The organism is Sphingomonas chungangi (assembly GCF_013778325.1).
GTDB lineage: Bacteria > Pseudomonadota > Alphaproteobacteria > Sphingomonadales > Sphingomonadaceae > Solisphingomonas > Solisphingomonas chungangi.
This window is the reverse complement of sequence record NZ_JACEIB010000008.1, coordinates 104,125-119,367: the sequence shown is the minus strand read 5'-3', so window position 1 is coordinate 119,367 and position 15,243 is coordinate 104,125. Positions and strand designations below refer to the sequence as shown.

Sequence of the window (15,243 nt, the reverse complement as noted above, 5' to 3'; positions counted from 1 at the left end):
GCCAGTACAGGTCGCTCACATTCAGTCTCCTTGCGGAGCCTGAATCAGATCGCGACTCTCACATCAATGGGTCCTGACCCTAGGCCAGTATGGAGGCCGCAACGGTCCGTCCGGTCATCTCGCCAGAAGCGGACCGGCACCTATTCCACGGAAGCCGCCCGAAAGCGGTCTGACGGCAAAGCCGTAATTCCAGTCATCGCATCAGCTCGAATTGCATAGGCAAACTTGATTGTGCGTCGTGGGTTCGATAGCCTCGCATGCAGTCGAACTGAAGCTGCAAATCGCGGTTTTCAGTTGGAAAAATCGATGTGGCATATTCCGGGGTACGCGTAGGAAATTCACGACAAAGCTTTTGCGGCAAACCAGTCGCTTAAGCCTTGATTGCGGATCCCACCCTATCCGCCAGCACCTTCCGCCAACTGTCTGCAAACAGGTTGTGGCCGGACAGGCTGGCGTTTTCGCGACACGCGCCCGGGTTTCCGATCGATAGGGAGAAACGGCAGCGGCGCGGATGGTGGGCTCGTCGGGATTCGAACCCGAGACCTACAGATTAAAAGTCCGTTGCTCTACCGACTGAGCTACGAGCCCGGCGCGCGCCGCTGCGTCGCGCGTCCCTATGGGGTGCGGCGCGTGCGGTCAACCGGGCGAGGCTTGCGAAGTTGCGCATGGAGCTGTCGCAGCGTGCGGTTGAGGGCGGGGTGGCGCCAGCGGGGAGTTATCTGGGCGGCCGGGCCGAGCGCGAAGTCGCGGATTGCGAGACCGGGATGGGGCACGATCAGCCTCCGATCCGACCAATGGGCGCCTGACCACGCCAAGATGTCGAGATCGAGTACTCGCGCGCCCCAGCGCCGATAGCGGCGACGACCGAAATCGCGCTCGGTCCGCTGGAGGAGGGCGAGCAAGGCGGGGGGCGCGAGATCGGTTTCCACCAGCACCGCGGCATTGGCGAAATCCCGGTCGCTCGGACCCATGGCGGGGGTGCGGACGATGCGGCTGACGCGGCCGACGACGAGGCCTTTGGCGGCGAGCGCATCGATCGCGCTGCGGATCACGCGCTCCGGTGCGCCATAGCGGCCGTGGCGACGGTTGGAGCCCAATCCTATGACATAGCTTGCCGTCACCATGCCGCACCGCCTATCGCGCGGAGATGGCCGGTGAAAGCCCTCTGCCGCCGTTTGCCGGCCCGCCGCGCGATTGCCCGCTCTGCCCGCGCCTCGTCGCGTTCCGGCAGGAGCAGCGCGCCGTCCGTCCCGACTGGTTCAACGCCCCGGTGCCGCCGTTCGGCGATCCAGATGCATGGCTGGCGGTCGTCGGCCTCGCGCCGGGCCTGCAGGGCGCCAACCGCACCGGGCGGCCCTTCACCGGGGACGGGGCGGGGCCGTTGCTCTACGGCACGCTGGCGAAATTCGGGCTGGCCGAGGGGACTTATGGCGCGAGCCCGGACGACGGCCTCAGGCTCGCCGGCGCGATCATCGTCAACGCCGTCAGTTGCGTGCCGCCGCAGAACAAGCCGACGCCGGAGGAGGTCCGGACCTGCCGCCCCTTCCTCGAAGCGCCGCTGGAGGCATTGCCGAACCTCCGCATCGTGGTGGCGCTCGGCCAGATCGCGCACCAGTCGGCGGTGAAGGCGCTCGGCGGCAAGCTCCCCAAGCTGCCCTTCGCGCACGGGGCGGAACATCGGCTGCCCTCGGGGCTTCTCCTGATCGATAGCTACCATTGCTCGCGCTACAACCAGAATACCGGGCGCCTCACTGATGCCATGTTCGAGGCGATATTCGCACGCGCAGTGGCGCTGGGGAATGCCGCCCGCAAATAGCCCGGATGCCGGGCGTCGCGAAGGAAGCGCCTTGGTTCACCTGACGCTGGCGATCGCCGACTTCATGAAGATCCTGATCACCGCCGCGCTGTATGCGGCGGCGTCGGCGGGCGGGCTGGTGCTGCTCGGGCTGTGCGCGCTGGGCGGCGTGGTGTGGGGCGTTCGGCGGGCTTTCGGGGGCAGGCGGGGGGAGTGACCCCGCGCGCCCCGCCCGAAGTTGACAAAGTTGACCGCCGTGAGGGCGAAAAGAAGACATTCCTACAGGTGAACCGACGATGAGAAGGACCGGCTCGGCGGATCGAGTCGGGGGGATCATCGCAGACGAAATCCTACATTGGAAGAGTGACGGCAATCGCCCCAACCTCGGCCCTTCACTGCGATATTCGCATACCCTACAAGCTGCCACTAGAGAGCGATGCAGGACGAGTTCGTAGCATATCCGTCGCCGTGGCGTAGAGCGCTGCTCACGATGATCGCAGCAGGTTTTGTCGCGCTCGGGCTGTGGATGATCGGAGCCTTCGGTCCGCCACCCACATCGCATCGCTATTCGGAGAGTGAAACGATCGCTATTGGTTGGGCCAGCGTCTTGTTTTTCGGGTTGTGCGGTATCGTCGGCGTTGCCAAGATATTTGATACGAACGAACAACTGCGGATCAATGCGGCAGGCATCCGATACGCGGGGTGGTCCAGTAAAACCATACCATGGCACGAAATCATCGACGTTACCGAATGGACCTACCGGCGCCAGAAGGTGATCGTCTTACATCTTCGCAATCCGGCGCTCTATCCCGGAAGAGGAACAGCGGGTTTACTCGCCTCCGCTAATCGAAAACTGACGGGCGGCGATGTCGCCATTACGCTCACGGGCACAGATCGTAGTTTCAACGACGCGATGTCCGCCGTCGCGCGATATCGGAATACGCGCTGACGTTCGCGGGATAACCGGCACATCCGTTGCCGCCCCGGATGTTGCCGTGGGGTATCGGATCAGCGTTTCCGGATAGCAGTCGTTGACGCGCGGGGAAGCGAACTCCTACGATAACACAATGGAAGACCCATCACGCGCTGGACCTTCAATTCTGCTTGTTATCGGCGTTCTTGCCGCCATCGCCTTGGCGGGATTTGCCACGACCGGATACCGCGTAGGCATGATGAAGCTGCCAATGATAATCGGGGTCGCTGCAATTTGGCTCGCGATTATCGGCGTTTCACGTTTTGCTCGCTGGCGGCGATAGTCGCCCCAGAAGGCGACGTTCGGGACTTTTCCGCCGCTGCCCTATTGCGGGCGTAGAAAAAGATCGGCAGCCTTTCCACGGAGGCGATCGCATGGTGTTAGCAAGGTATCTGTTAGCCGCCGCCGCCGCGAGCATATGCTTGGTTTGCCTGCTCGTCCTTCCAACCCTCTGGATAATCGGCCCGACCGTTTCAGGAGCGATTATTCTATCAGACCTCGTGATGATCCCCATTCTCATTCTCATCGCGATTATCATCGTGGCTCCGCTCGCCTTGCCTTGGGCATCCTTGGCCGTACTGCTCGCAAATCGTTTTCGGATAGACAATATCGCCTATTGGGCCATTGCTGGGGCAATAACTGGCGTAGTGTGCGCTTCCTTTGGCATATGGGTCTTCCACGACTACCCGTCGGTGGCCGATGATGGAAGCACGATCACATACGCGTCGGAATGGTGGCGGTTAGCGCCCATGAGTTTGATCGCTGGGACGGTCGGCGGCTTTGTCTTCAAGTGGATGGAAACGCGGCTTTCGTCTTACGCACGGCGATAAAAGTCCAATTTAGGCCAGCGGCGTTTGGAAGCGGAACGACCGCAAACCACCCATCGCAGTCGTTCGGCCCTTTCGCATGAGGATGGAGAAGGACCGAGATCAGATATCCTGCACCAGCCGCCCGTAGAGTTCCGGCCTCCGATCGCGGAAGAAGCCGAAGGCGGCGCGGTGGCGGCGGATGCGGTCGATGTCCAGCGTCGCGACCAGCACGCCGGTCTCGTGCCTGCCGAACTCCGCGATCAGGTCGCCGCGCTCGTCGGCGATGAAGCTGTTGCCGTAGAAGATCTGGCCTTCCTCGTTGCCGATCCGGTTCGATGCCACCACCGGCACCACGTTCGAGACGGCATGACCCACCATCGCGCGGCGCCACAGCCGCGAGGTGTCGAGGCTCGGATCGTGCGGCTCGGTGCCGATCGCGGTCGGGTAGAAGAGCACCTCCGCGCCCATCAGCATCATCGCGCGGGCCGTCTCGGGATACCATTGATCCCAGCACACGCCGACGCCGAGCGTGGTCGGGCCTGCGTTCGGCCACACCTTGAAGCCGGTGTTGCCGGGGCGGAAATAGAATTTCTCCTCGTAGCCGGGGCCGTCTGGAATGTGGCTCTTGCGGTAGACGCCCTGCACCTGGCCGTCCGGCCCGATCATCGCCAGCGAGTTGTAGTGGTGCTGCCCGTCCAGCTCGAAGAAGCTGGTCGGGATCGCGACCTTCAATTCCTCGGCGAGCTTCTGCATGGCGAGGACGGAGGGATGCTTGCCCACCGGACGGGCGCCCACGAAGAGGCCTTCGTCCTCGACGCGGCAGAAATAGGGGCCTTCGAACAGCTCGGGCGGCAGGATCACCTGCGCGCCCTTGGACGCGGCCTCTCGCACCAGCTCGGAGACGTGCGCGATATTTGCGGCCTCGTCGTCCGAAAAGGCGAGCTGCATGGCGGCGACGGTGATCTCGGTCATGGTCTTCCTTAAGTCGGACGCCGAAGCGGGCGGCGATCAGGACGGTGATGAGATAGGCGCCGATGGTCAGCGCGCAACCGGCCGCCAGCGACGGCCAGAAATCCACGCCCTTGCGGAGCATGAAGGGGATCAGGAGAAACATCGGCAGCGAGGGGAGAACGTACCAGAAGGTCGCCTCGGCATGGGCGGCCATGTTGGCGGTGTCGGGCTTGTCGTGCCACAGCCAGATCATGCCGAGCACCGAGACGAGCGGCAGCGACGCGATCAGCGCCCCCGCCGCCGGGTAGCGCCGCGCGACCGTCGAGACGGCGGCGATCATCAGCCCCGACAGGAAGGCGCGGACCCAGAAGGCAAGCATCAGAGCTTGGGCACCTGCTGCGAGATGCAGTGGAGCGATCCACCGCCGGTGAGCAGGTGGTCGGCGCGCACGCCCACCGCCCGGCGATCCGGGAACAGCGCGCCGATCGCGGCCACCGCGGCCCCATCGTTGACTGAGCCGTAGATGGGCACCACCACCGCCGCATTGCCGATGTAGAAGTTCATGTAGGAAGCGGGCACGATCTCCCCGTCGCGCTCCACGGCGCCAGGGGAGGGGATCGCCACCACCTCGACGCCGAACGCCTCGGCGCGCGCCTTGGCATCGGCATAGACGGCGGCGTTGGGGTCGTCCTCGCTATCGGGTGCCGGCAGAGCCAGCCGGTTCGGGCCGACGAAGCGGGCGAGGTTGTCGACATGGCCGTCGGTATGATCATTGGCGAGGCCGTCGCCCAGCCATAGCACGCGGTCGATGCCGAGATCGTCGTGCAGCCGCGCCTCGATCTCGGCGCGGATCAGATCGGGATTGCGGTTGGGGTTGAGCAGGCATTGCTCGGTGGTGACGGCAAGGCCGGTGCCGTCGACATCGAGCGCGCCGCCCTCGAACACCCAGCCGCAAGTCTTCGCGGTGATCGACCGGCTCTCCGCGAGCAGGCCGCCAACCTCCTCGTCGCCGGGCAGATCATACTTGCCGCCCCAATAGTTGAAGGCGAAGTCGCGCGCCGATCCGTCATCCATCACGATCGGGCCGGTGTCGCGCAGCCAGACGTCGCCGAACGGGCGCACCAGGATCTCGGCGAAATCCCCGGCCAACGCGCGGGCGGCCTCACCGGCTTCCTCGTCGGCGCAGACCAGGATCGGCGTCTCGCCCTTGCCCTCGGCCCACACCGCGCGAGCGAAGGCGGTTACCTCCGTGCGCGCCGGTTCCAGATCGTCCTCCCACAGATCGGGATGGCTCGGGAAACCGATCCAGACGGCATCGTGCGGAGCCCATTCGGGCGGCTGGCGGACGGACATCGTCACCTCTTTCGTCATGGGGCTGCGCCCATGGCAGCGTCTGCGGCTCGGCGCAACGGGCTTGCCGTGGCGCGTGCTTGATGGAAGAAAAGGAGGGGGGATTGTAGTCTGGGGGCCATGACAGAATGACGATGCGCACGCGCGCCTGCCGGAGAGCCTTGCTCACCGGGATGACGGCTTTGCTTCTTTCGCAGGCGGCCGGAGCGGAGAAGCCCAACAAGCAAAATGTCTCGACGACGGCGGGGGACGATCTGGCGGCCGATTTCGGGGCACGAGAGGCGATATCCGGCGCGAGGCTGTCGCCTGACGGCCAGCAGGTCCTCTATCTCGCCGCGGACAAGGGAAGGGCCACCGAGCTGATGGTCGCCAATTCGAATGCCCAGGGCGATCCGCACGTCGCGCTGCTGGCCGACGGCAAGCCCATGCGAATCCAGTGGTGCGACTGGTCGGACGACAAGCGCATCGTCTGCCTGGTCTATCTGGTCACCACTAGTGCCGGACCGCGCCTGCCGTTCACCCGGCTGATCGCGATCGATCCCGACGGCAAGAACCTGAAGTCGCTCGCCGAACAGTCCGGACCATACACCCTGCGCATGAGCCAGTTCGACGGATCGATCATCGACTGGAACCAGGGGCAGACCGGCAAGCTGCTGATGGAGCGCGACCATGTGCCCGAACGCACCACGGGCACCTTGCTGGCCTCGACGGCGGATGGCCTCGGCGTCGATCTGGTCGATACGCACACGCTCCAGTCGAGCACGGTGGAGCAGGCCTCGCCCACCGCATCCGAATATATATCGGACGGGCGTGGCGTCGTGCGCATGATGGGCAGCGAAACGCAGAGCGTCGGCATGCTCACCGGCGGCGAGCGTTATTATTACCGGCGGCCGGGCAGCCGCCGCTGGGAGAGCTTTTCCAACGTGGCGGACAACGGGCCCGGTCTCAGGCCGCAGGTCGTCGATCCAGTCGAGGACGTCGCCTATTGCTTCGATCGCAAGGGCGGCCGCGACGCGCTCTACAAGGTCGCGCTCGATGGATCGATGACGACCACCCTGGTCTATGCCGATCCCAACGTCGACGTGGACGATATCGTCCGCCTCGGCCGGCAGGCCAAGCTGATCGGCGTCTCCACCGTCGACGAGAAGCGCAGCACCGTCTATTTCGACAAGGAATATGAGGCGCTCGCCACCGCGCTCCAGAAAGCGCTGGGCGACAAGGCGATCTCCTTCGTCAGCAGCAGCGTGGACGAGCAGACGCTGCTGCTCTTCGCCGGCAGCGACACGGATCCCGGGGGCTGGTACGTCTTCGATCGCAAGACCAAGCATCTCAACCAGATTGCGCTGGTCCGCCCGCAACTCGAGGGGATGACGCTCGCGACCGAGCAGCCGATCACCTACCGCGCCGCCGACGGCACGATGATCCCCGCCTATCTGACGCTGCCGCCGGGCGGGGCGCGCAAGGGCCTGCCGGCGATCGTGATGCCGCATGGCGGCCCGAGCGACCGCGACGAATGGGGCTTCGACTGGCTGCCGCAATATTTCGCGATGCGCGGCTATGCGGTGATCCAGCCCAATTATCGCGGCTCCTCCGGTTATGGCGACACTTGGTCGCTGAACCAGGGCTTCAAGAGCTGGAAGATCGCGATCAGCGACGTGACCGACGCCGGACGCTGGCTGGTCGCTCAGGGCATCGCCGCGCCGGACAAGCTGGCGATCGTCGGCTGGTCCTATGGCGGCTACGCGGCGCTGCAATCGAACGTGGTGGCGCCCGATCTGTTCAAGGCGACCGTCGCTATCGCGCCCGTCACGGATTTCGACGCGCTGAAAGCCGAAGCCGTGAACTATACCAATGCCAATCTCGTGGCGCAGGAGATCGGGGCGGGCGCCATCGCGCAGGACGCGTCCCCGGCACGCCATGCCGATGCCTTCAAGTCGCCCGTGCTGATGTTCCATGGCACAGAGGACCTGAACGTCAACATCGCCGAATCGCGGCTGATGAACGATCGCCTGCGCGCGGCCGGCAAGCAGACCGGGCTGATCGTCTATCCGGACCTCGACCACCAATTGCCGAGCGGCGAAATCCGCGCCGACATGCTGCGCCGGGCGGATACGTTTTTGCGGCAGAGCATGCATATCGGGGGGTGAGGGGGCGGTGGGAAAGGTCTCCCGCCAATCCGTTCGTGCTGAGGAGCCGCTGAGCCTGTCGAAGCGGCGTCTCGAAGCAAAGCCGTCGCGCGACACCCTTCGAGACGGGCCTTCGACTTCGCTTGCGCTTCGCTCAGTCCCTCCTCAGGGCGAGCGGAGGAGCGCGGGGCAATAAAAAAGGGCGGCTCCCTCGCGGGAACCGCCCTTTTTCCTGTGGCTTGAAGCCGCCGGATCAGCGCGAGTAGAACTCGACGACCAGGTTCGGCTCCATCTTCACCGGATAGGGCACCTCGTCGAGGGCCGGCACGCGCTGGTAGGAGACCTTGGTGGTGCCGTCCTGCGCCAGGTAATCGGGAACCTCACGCTCGGAGAGGCCCTGCGCCTCGATCACCAGCGCCATCTCGGCGGCCTTGGCGCCGAGCTCGACGATGTCGCCGACCTTCACGAGGCGCGAGGCGATGTTGCACTTCACGCCGTTGACGCGGACGTGGCCGTGGCTGACCAGCTGGCGGGCCGAGAAGATGGTCGGCGCGAACTTGGCGCGATAGACCACCGCGTCGAGGCGGCGCTCGAGCAGGCCGATCAGGTTCTGGCCCGTGTCGCCCTTCATGCGCGAGGCCTCGGTATAGGCCTTCTTGAACTGCTTCTCGGTGACGTCGCCGTAATAGCCCTTGAGCTTCTGCTTAGCTTTCAGCTGGATGCCGAAGTCCGAAACCTTGCCCTTGCGGCGCTGGCCGTGCTGGCCGGGGCCGTACTCGCGCTTGTTGACGGGCGACTTCGGGCGGCCCCAGATGTTCTCGCCCATGCGGCGATCGAGCTTGTACTTGGCGCTGCTGCGCTTCGACATACGTCTTCCTTCAATTGCGTCATGACCGCCCGCAGAGGGGAGATCGGAAATGCCTGGAACCGCGCTGCCGCCTCGATAGAGGCAACAGGGCACCCGCTTCACCAGACGTGCGGGGCCAATTGCGAGCGGCGCCCATTGCAGAAGAGCGCCGCCCGGTCAAGTCTGTCGAAAGGACTCAGTGCGGGGTGAAGCCGCCGGCGTCGCGCATATTCTGCACGTTGGCGCGGTTCTGGCCGTCGATCGCGGCCCACTCGCCCTTGGTGTGGCAGGTCACGTTGGGCAGGTTGGAGCCGAGAACAGCTTCCGACCGGCAGACCTTCTTTTCCTTCACCGGCTTGGCCGGCGGGGCCGGCGCGGCGGTGGGGGCCGCAGGCGCGGCGTCCTGGGCAAAAAGTGGAGCAGACGCGAACATCGCAAACACCGCAACCGCGGCAACACGCTGGGCAATCATCTAAAGCAGTCTCCTGTTCGTGAGGTATCGCACCCTGTTTCAGGACGGAGCGTTCGCCTCTTTCCCTTGGGTCCCCTGGGATATGTTCAATCTGCTGCATATCTGGGGATGGAAAGATAGTGCCAGAAATCAACGTTCGAGTCGATCGGCTGGATCGCGGGCTAGCGCCGGCGGGGGTTCGCCAGGGCGGATAGCACACCACGCAGGGTGCGGACCTCCTGGCTGTTCCAGCCCGGCTTGGTCAGCATCGTGCGCAGCGTCCGCTTGGTGGCGGGCGTGCGATCGGGCGGGAAGAAGAAGCCGGCCGTCTCCAGCATCGCGTCGAGCTGGGCGATCATGCCGTCCAGCTCGGATTGCGGAGCGGGGGGATCGATCTCCACCGCCGGCGGCTGGGCGAGCTGCCGACTCTTGGACCATTCGTACGCGACCAGGATCACCGCCTGCGCGAGGTTGAGCGAGCCGAATTCCGGATTGATCGGCACCGTCAGGATCGAGCGGGCGACGGCGACGTCGTCGGTTTCGAGGCCCGAGCGCTCCGGCCCGAACAGGATCGCCGATCGACCGGGCGCGGCCCATATCTCGTCCGCCGCCTGCACGGGCGTCACGACCGGCTTGGTGACGCCGCGCTTGCGCACGGTGGTGGCGTAGACGTTGGTGCAATCGGCAATGGCGTCGGCGACCGTCTCGAACACCTGCGCCTGTTCCAGCACGATGTCGGCGCCGGACGCGGCGGGGCCGGCCTCCGGGTTGGGCCAGCCGTCGCGGGGCGCGACGAGGCGCATCTCGACGAGGCCGAAGTTCAGCATGGCGCGCGCCGCCTTGCCGATATTCTGCCCGAGCTGCGGGCGGACGAGGACGATGACGGGGGGCGGGGTTTGTGTTGTGGCTGTGCTTCGAGACGGGCCTTCGCCTTCGCTCAGTCCCTCCTCAGCACGAACGGATACAAAAGAATTCCGTTCGTGCTGAGGAGCCGCTGAGCCTGTCGAAGCGGCGTCTCGAAGCATCGCCCGGCTCGCCAGCGATCGGATCGCTTGCCAATCGCTCCTGATCAATGCTTCCTTCTTCGCACGCGACCAACCCTTGATCTGCTGTTCGGCGGCAAGAGCCTCCTCGCGCGTGCCGAAGCTCTCGCTCCACACCAATTCCACCGGCCGCCGGTCATGCGTATAGCCCGACAGCTCCCCCGCCTGATGCTGCGCGACACGCTGCTCCAGATCGTCGGTATGCCCGGCATAATAGCTGCCGTCCGAGCAGCGTAGCAGATACGCCGAGAAATTCATGCCTTCCCCACCTCGTTCACCGTGCCGGCGAACTCCTCGAAGTCCTTCGCCTCGGTGAAATCCTTGTAGACGCTGGCGAAGCGGATGTAGGCGACCGGGTCGAGGCCCTTCAGCCCGTCCATCACCAGCCCGCCGATCTGGGTGGCGGTCACTTCCGTCTCGCCCGATGTCTCCAGCTGGCGCTGGATGCCGGACACCAGCCGATCGATCTGCTCGGCGGTGATCGGGCGCTTGCGGCAGGCGACCTCGATCGAGCGCTCGAGCTTCACGCGTTCGAACGGCTCGCGCTTGCCGCTCGACTTGGCGACTGTCACCTCGCGCAGCTGCACGCGCTCGAAGGTGGTGAAGCGGCCGCCGCAGCCTTCGCATTGGCGCCGCCTGCGAATGGACGCGCCGTCCTCGCTGGGACGGCTGTCCTTCACCTGGCTGTCTTCATGTCCGCAAAAGGGGCAGCGCATGGGGCACCTTTATCACCACCCCCGTTCGGCCTGAGCGCAGTCGAAGGCCATGCGTTGCGGCTGCACTTCGACCTCGCTCAGTGCGAACGGAGGTTGAAAGTTCAGTAGATCGGGAAGCGCTCGCAGAGCGCGCGGACCCGCTCGCGGACATTGGCCTCGATCTGCGCATCGCCCTGCTCGCCATTCTTGCGCATTCCTTCCAGCACATCGGCGATCATGTCGGCGATGTCGCGGAACTCGGCGACCCCGAAGCCGCGCGTGGTGCCCGCCGGCGAGCCGACGCGGATGCCGCTGGTCTTCACCGGCGGCAGCGGATCGAAGGGGATGCCGTTCTTGTTGCAGGTGATCGCGGAACGTTCCAGCGCCTCGTCCGCATCCTTGCCGGTGACGCCGAGCGGGCTGAGATCGATCAGCGCCAGATGCGTGTCGGTGCCGCCCGAGACGACTTCCGCGCCGCGCTCCTGGAGGCGGCTGGCGAGCGCCTTGGCATTCTCGATCACGGCCTTGGCATAGGCCTTGAACTCGGGCTGCAGCGCCTCGCCGAAGGCCACCGCCTTGGCGGCGATGACGTGCATCAGCGGGCCGCCCTGAAGCCCGGGGAACACCGCCGAGTTGATCTTCTTGGCGATCGCTTCGTCATTCGTGAAGATCGCTCCGCCGCGCGGCCCGCGCAGCGTCTTGTGCGTGGTGGTCGTCACCACGTCGGCATGGCCGAAGGGCGAGGGGTGCGCGCCGCCCGCGACGAGGCCGGCGAAGTGGGCCATGTCGACCATGAACTTCGCGCCGACCTTGTCCGCGATGGCGCGGAAGCGGGCGAAATCGATGTGGCGCGGATAGGCGGACCCGCCGGTGATGATCAACGTCGGCTTGTGCTCGATCGCCATCGCCTCGACCGCGTCATAGTCGATCAGGTGCGTGTCGCGGGTGACGCCGTACTGCACGGCGTTGAACCACTTGCCCGACATCGCCGCCTTGGCGCCGTGGGTCAGGTGGCCGCCGGCATCGAGGCTGAGGCCCATGATCGTGTCGCCGGGCTTGGTCAGCGCCAGCATGACGGCGCCGTTGGCCTGCGCGCCCGAATGCGGCTGGACGTTGGCGAAGCCGCAGCCGAACAGCTGCTTGGCGCGATCGATCGCGATCTGCTCGACCTCGTCGGACGGCGCGCAGCCCTGATAATAACGCTTGCCCGGATACCCTTCCGCATACTTGTTCGTGAACACCGAGCCCTGTGCCTCCAGCACCGCCTTGGAGACGATGTTCTCGGACGCGATCAGCTCGATCTGGTGGCGCTCGCGGGCGAGCTCGTGCTCGACGCCGGCGAAGATGGCGGGATCGGCATCGGCGAGGTTCTGGGTGAAGAAGCCGGACTTGCGGATCTCGGGGATGGAAGCGGGCTGGAGGCTGGGTTGCGTGCTCATGCGGGCTCCTTCGCGAAGGCGGGGTGCGTCAGCTTGTCGACGCGGCCGGTGTGGCGGTCTCCGGCGAAGCCGGTGGTGAGGAAAGCGGTGATGCAGGCCTTGGCCTGCTCGATGCCGATCAGGCGGGCGCCGAGCGCGATGGCGTTGGCGTCGTTATGCTCGCGGCAAAGCTGCGCCGACAGCGGCTCGGAGACGAGTGCGCAGCGCAAGCGGGGGTGGCGATTGACCGCGATCGAGATGCCGATGCCGGAGCCGCACAGCGCGATGCCACGCTCCGCCCGGCCGTCCGCGACTGCTTCGGCGAGCTTGTAGCCGTAGTCCGGATAATCGACGCGGCCGTCGTTTGCAGGACCAAGATCGAGGACCTCGTGGCCCTCGGCGCGCAACCAATCGGCGATCTCGGCTTTCATCGCGAAGGCAGCGTGGTCGGATGCGATGGCGATGGCCATGAGCGTTCGGCTCCGTCGAGTCGGGGAATGGCGCCTCCTTAGGAGCGTGGTCCCGACAAGGCAAAGGGAGTGTGACGTGACGAAGACAGGATATGCGCTGGCCGTGCTGGTGCTGCTGGCCGGCTGCAAGCAGACGGCGAGCGACATCGGCAATTCCGCGAGCGCGACCGCCAACAGCTTCGGCAACGCCGCCGACAATCTCGCCGATCGCACTGACGACTGGGGCGATCGCGCCTCCAACCGGATCGACAATGCGTCTGCGACCGACGAGGCGCGGATCGGCAAGCTCAACGACAGGATGGGCAAGTTGGTCGATCCCGGCATTCCGACCGACAAGTGGGTCGGCCGCTGGCGCGGCGTCGAGGGGCTGAACCTCGTCATCGCCAAGGACGAGAAAAAGGGCGCGGGCCACTACACGCTCACCCAACAATATACGCTGGACGACAAGGGTGTGTTTGAGGGGACGGGCGTGGGCGATGTGATCCAGTTCCGCCGCCCCGACGGCGACCAGACCTTGCGTGAAACCGACGGCATGGCCACGGGCCTGAAATATCTCGCGACCAAGAAGGATTGTCTGACGGTGAAACCCGGCGAGGGCTATTGCCGCGATTGAGCGTAATCAGGGTGTGCGAAAGGGGGCAGGACGTATGAGTATCGTCGCGTTGTCTATGGCGTTGCTGGCGGCCGCGCCCCCGCCGCCGCCGATCCCGTTGCCGCCGCTGGCCGTCTCCTTCCGCTCGGTGCAGGAGGAAGGCGAGGGGCCCATCGTCGCTCACGTCATTCTGTTGAACACGGTGGGCGGTCCGGATCGACCGGTAGCGGATACGCTCTACGCCATACTCCATGCCGATGGTCGTGACGTTCCCGTCGAGATGAAGCGGCAGGGGCCGCCCGTCACGATTGCCGGCAACGGCTATGCGCAGGTCGATTACGCCGTCGCGCGCCCGGCCGGGGTGGCGGGCCGGGCGGTGCTGTCAGTCGATAGCGGATCGGACGGCTACGCCTTCGCGCTGGGCGAGGCCGGCGATGACATCCAAAGCGCGCAGATCGCTCCGCCGACCGAGACGGCCCGTGAAGCGAGCGCTGCTCCCGTTCCACCACCGCGCCCCAACAACCCGCTGCTCGGCAATCTCTCCACCTACAATCCGATCTACGCGGTGCTGGGTCACGGCACCGATACCGATGCCAAGCTGGAGCTGAGCTTCAAATACCAGCTGCTCGGCCATCCTGGCGACGGCCATTGGTATTCGGGCTTCCACTTCGCCTACACCCAGCGGATGTTCTGGGATCTCGGCGCGAACAGCGCGCCGTTCCGCGACGTGAACTACCAGCCCGAATTCCTCTACATCTACACGCTGCCCAAGAACGAGGCGGGCGACCAGCTGAACGTGCGCGGCGGCTATCTGCACGAATCCAACGGACGGGACGGCTCCGCCTCGCGCAGCTACAACATCCTCTACATCCAGCCGACGCTCGACGTGCCGATCGGCAGCTGGACCGCCTCGATCGGCCCGCGCATCTTCCACTACATCATCAACCGTGACGGCAACGAGGATATCGCGCGCTATCGCGGCCACCAGGCGCTCGCCTTTTCGATCGGGCAGGACCAGGGGCTCAAGCTATCCACCTGGAGCCGGCTGAATTTCTCCACCGGCAAGGGATCGGTCGACGCCGATCTTAGCTATCCGTTGACCCATATCTGGCATGACCTGCCGCTCTATGTCGTCGTCCAGGGCTTCACCGGCTATGGCGAGGACCTGCTGGACTATAACCGCAAGCAGACGCGATTGCGGGTGGGGATCGGGATCGTTCGATGAGCGAAGGCGAGCTGGTGGCGTACGATCGGGGGCGGCGGCCGCCCATGCCGGCGATCGTGCTGGGGGCGATGGGGCTGCTGCCGATGCTGATCGCGCTGTTCGTGCGGCTGGCGGCGGGCGTCGACCCGGATTCCGCGCTGCCGGGCAAGATCGGCGGTCTCGCACTCACCTATGCGGCGATGATCCTGAGCTTCCTCGGCGGCATCTGGTGGGGCGTCGCGTCGACCCGCGCGACCGAGGAACAGCGTCCGCGGCTGCTCGTGATCGCGGTGGCGCCGGCGATCCTGGCGACCATCCTCTACGGGCTTTCGGCGGACATGCCCGTGATCTGTTCGACCCTGCTCGGCCTCGTGATCGCGCTGACCCCGCTGGTGGACCGCATGCTCGACCGCAGGCGCCTCGTGCCGCCGTGGTGGATGAACCTGCGCCTGCCGCTCTCGCTGGCGCTCGGCGCGCTGACTATCGGGCTGGGTTTCGCACTGACCTGACGGGGCTTCC

General features: G+C 65.5%; 17 protein-coding genes, 1 tRNA gene and 1 pseudogene. 8 read left to right on the top strand and 11 right to left on the bottom strand.

Annotated elements, in window-relative coordinates; all coding sequences use genetic code 11:
* Positions 1–512: 512 nt before the first annotated feature.
* Both HZF05_RS13495 and folK read right to left on the bottom strand, forming a co-directional pair.
* Positions 513–588: transfer RNA gene (locus HZF05_RS13495), tRNA-Lys, on the bottom strand.
* A 26-nt stretch (positions 589–614) separates the two neighbouring features.
* On the bottom strand, positions 615–1,124 hold the full coding sequence (gene folK, locus HZF05_RS13490; protein ID WP_160362745.1) for a 2-amino-4-hydroxy-6-hydroxymethyldihydropteridine diphosphokinase: 510 nt from the start codon (positions 1,122–1,124) through the stop codon (positions 615–617).
* A 23-nt stretch (positions 1,125–1,147) separates the two neighbouring features.
* On the opposite strand from folK, the gene HZF05_RS13485 reads away from it, so the two are divergent.
* From HZF05_RS13485 to HZF05_RS13470, 4 genes are all read left to right on the top strand, one after another.
* Complete coding sequence (locus tag HZF05_RS13485) at positions 1,148–1,816, top strand: uracil-DNA glycosylase (protein WP_160362744.1); 669 nt, start codon at positions 1,148–1,150, stop codon at positions 1,814–1,816.
* A gap of 31 nt (positions 1,817–1,847) precedes the next feature.
* On the top strand, positions 1,848–2,012 hold the full coding sequence (locus HZF05_RS13480) for a hypothetical protein (protein WP_160362743.1): 165 nt from the start codon (positions 1,848–1,850) through the stop codon (positions 2,010–2,012).
* A gap of 219 nt (positions 2,013–2,231) precedes the next feature.
* On the top strand, positions 2,232–2,744 hold the full coding sequence (locus HZF05_RS13475) for an STM3941 family protein (protein WP_160362742.1): 513 nt from the start codon (positions 2,232–2,234) through the stop codon (positions 2,742–2,744).
* Between the two features lie 398 nt (positions 2,745–3,142).
* The gene (locus HZF05_RS13470) at positions 3,143–3,598 is read left to right on the top strand and encodes a hypothetical protein (RefSeq protein WP_160362741.1); all 456 of its coding nucleotides are present in this window, start codon (positions 3,143–3,145) and stop codon (positions 3,596–3,598) included.
* A 99-nt stretch (positions 3,599–3,697) separates the two neighbouring features.
* Here the strand turns inward: HZF05_RS13470 and aguB are convergent, their stop codons facing one another.
* From aguB to HZF05_RS13455, 3 genes and pseudogenes are all read right to left on the bottom strand, one after another.
* A complete protein-coding gene (gene aguB / locus HZF05_RS13465) occupies positions 3,698–4,549 on the bottom strand; it encodes an N-carbamoylputrescine amidase (protein ID WP_160362740.1) in 852 nt (283 codons plus the stop codon).
* Positions 4,550–4,559: 10 nt separating this feature from the next.
* Positions 4,560–4,907 (bottom strand): annotated as a pseudogene (locus HZF05_RS13460) (DUF3147 family protein); the annotation flags it as partial.
* On the bottom strand, positions 4,907–5,881 hold the full coding sequence (locus HZF05_RS13455) for an agmatine deiminase family protein (RefSeq protein WP_160362755.1): 975 nt from the start codon (positions 5,879–5,881) through the stop codon (positions 4,907–4,909). The gene HZF05_RS13455 and the pseudogene HZF05_RS13460, both read right to left, overlap by 1 nt.
* Positions 5,882–6,006: 125 nt before the next feature.
* Between HZF05_RS13455 and HZF05_RS13450 the strand changes: the two genes are divergently transcribed.
* Entirely contained in the window at positions 6,007–8,025 is a 2,019-nt protein-coding gene (locus tag HZF05_RS13450) for an alpha/beta hydrolase family protein (protein ID WP_246331995.1), read from the top strand.
* A 232-nt stretch (positions 8,026–8,257) separates the two neighbouring features.
* Here the strand turns inward: HZF05_RS13450 and rpsD are convergent, their stop codons facing one another.
* The 6 genes from rpsD to rpiB form a co-directional block, all read right to left on the bottom strand.
* Complete coding sequence (gene rpsD, locus HZF05_RS13445) at positions 8,258–8,872, bottom strand: 30S ribosomal protein S4 (protein WP_160362739.1); 615 nt, start codon at positions 8,870–8,872, stop codon at positions 8,258–8,260.
* A gap of 175 nt (positions 8,873–9,047) precedes the next feature.
* Positions 9,048–9,323, bottom strand: coding sequence for a hypothetical protein (locus HZF05_RS13440; RefSeq protein WP_181638872.1), 276 nt, complete (start codon positions 9,321–9,323; stop codon positions 9,048–9,050).
* A gap of 161 nt (positions 9,324–9,484) precedes the next feature.
* Positions 9,485–10,603 carry a TrmH family RNA methyltransferase gene (locus tag HZF05_RS13435; RefSeq protein ID WP_160362738.1) on the bottom strand — a complete coding sequence of 373 codons (1,119 nt, stop codon included), beginning with the start codon at positions 10,601–10,603 and terminating at the stop codon, positions 9,485–9,487.
* Positions 10,600–11,061: a transcriptional regulator NrdR gene (gene nrdR, locus HZF05_RS13430; RefSeq protein ID WP_160362737.1), complete on the bottom strand. Its 462-nt coding sequence runs from the start codon at positions 11,059–11,061 to the stop codon at positions 10,600–10,602. Before nrdR ends, HZF05_RS13435 begins: the two co-directional genes overlap by 4 nt.
* Before the next feature lie 101 nt (positions 11,062–11,162).
* On the bottom strand, positions 11,163–12,479 hold the full coding sequence (glyA, locus tag HZF05_RS13425) for a serine hydroxymethyltransferase (protein ID WP_160362736.1): 1,317 nt from the start codon (positions 12,477–12,479) through the stop codon (positions 11,163–11,165).
* Positions 12,476–12,928: a ribose 5-phosphate isomerase B gene (gene rpiB / locus HZF05_RS13420; protein ID WP_160362735.1), complete on the bottom strand. Its 453-nt coding sequence runs from the start codon at positions 12,926–12,928 to the stop codon at positions 12,476–12,478. The genes glyA and rpiB overlap by 4 nt, the downstream gene beginning before the upstream one ends.
* Positions 12,929–13,004: 76 nt before the next feature.
* Between rpiB and HZF05_RS13415 the strand changes: the two genes are divergently transcribed.
* Genes HZF05_RS13415 through HZF05_RS13405 form a run of 3 tightly spaced genes read left to right on the top strand, consistent with a single transcriptional unit; the run spans position 13,005 to position 15,233 of the window.
* A complete protein-coding gene (locus HZF05_RS13415) occupies positions 13,005–13,541 on the top strand; it encodes a hypothetical protein (protein WP_160362734.1) in 537 nt (178 codons plus the stop codon).
* 34 nt (positions 13,542–13,575) lie between these two features.
* Positions 13,576–14,745 carry a phospholipase A gene (locus HZF05_RS13410; RefSeq protein ID WP_160362733.1) on the top strand — a complete coding sequence of 390 codons (1,170 nt, stop codon included), beginning with the start codon at positions 13,576–13,578 and terminating at the stop codon, positions 14,743–14,745.
* Positions 14,742–15,233, top strand: coding sequence for a DUF3429 domain-containing protein (locus HZF05_RS13405; protein ID WP_160362732.1), 492 nt, complete (start codon positions 14,742–14,744; stop codon positions 15,231–15,233). The genes HZF05_RS13410 and HZF05_RS13405 overlap by 4 nt, the downstream gene beginning before the upstream one ends.
* Positions 15,234–15,243: the final 10 nt, after the last annotated feature.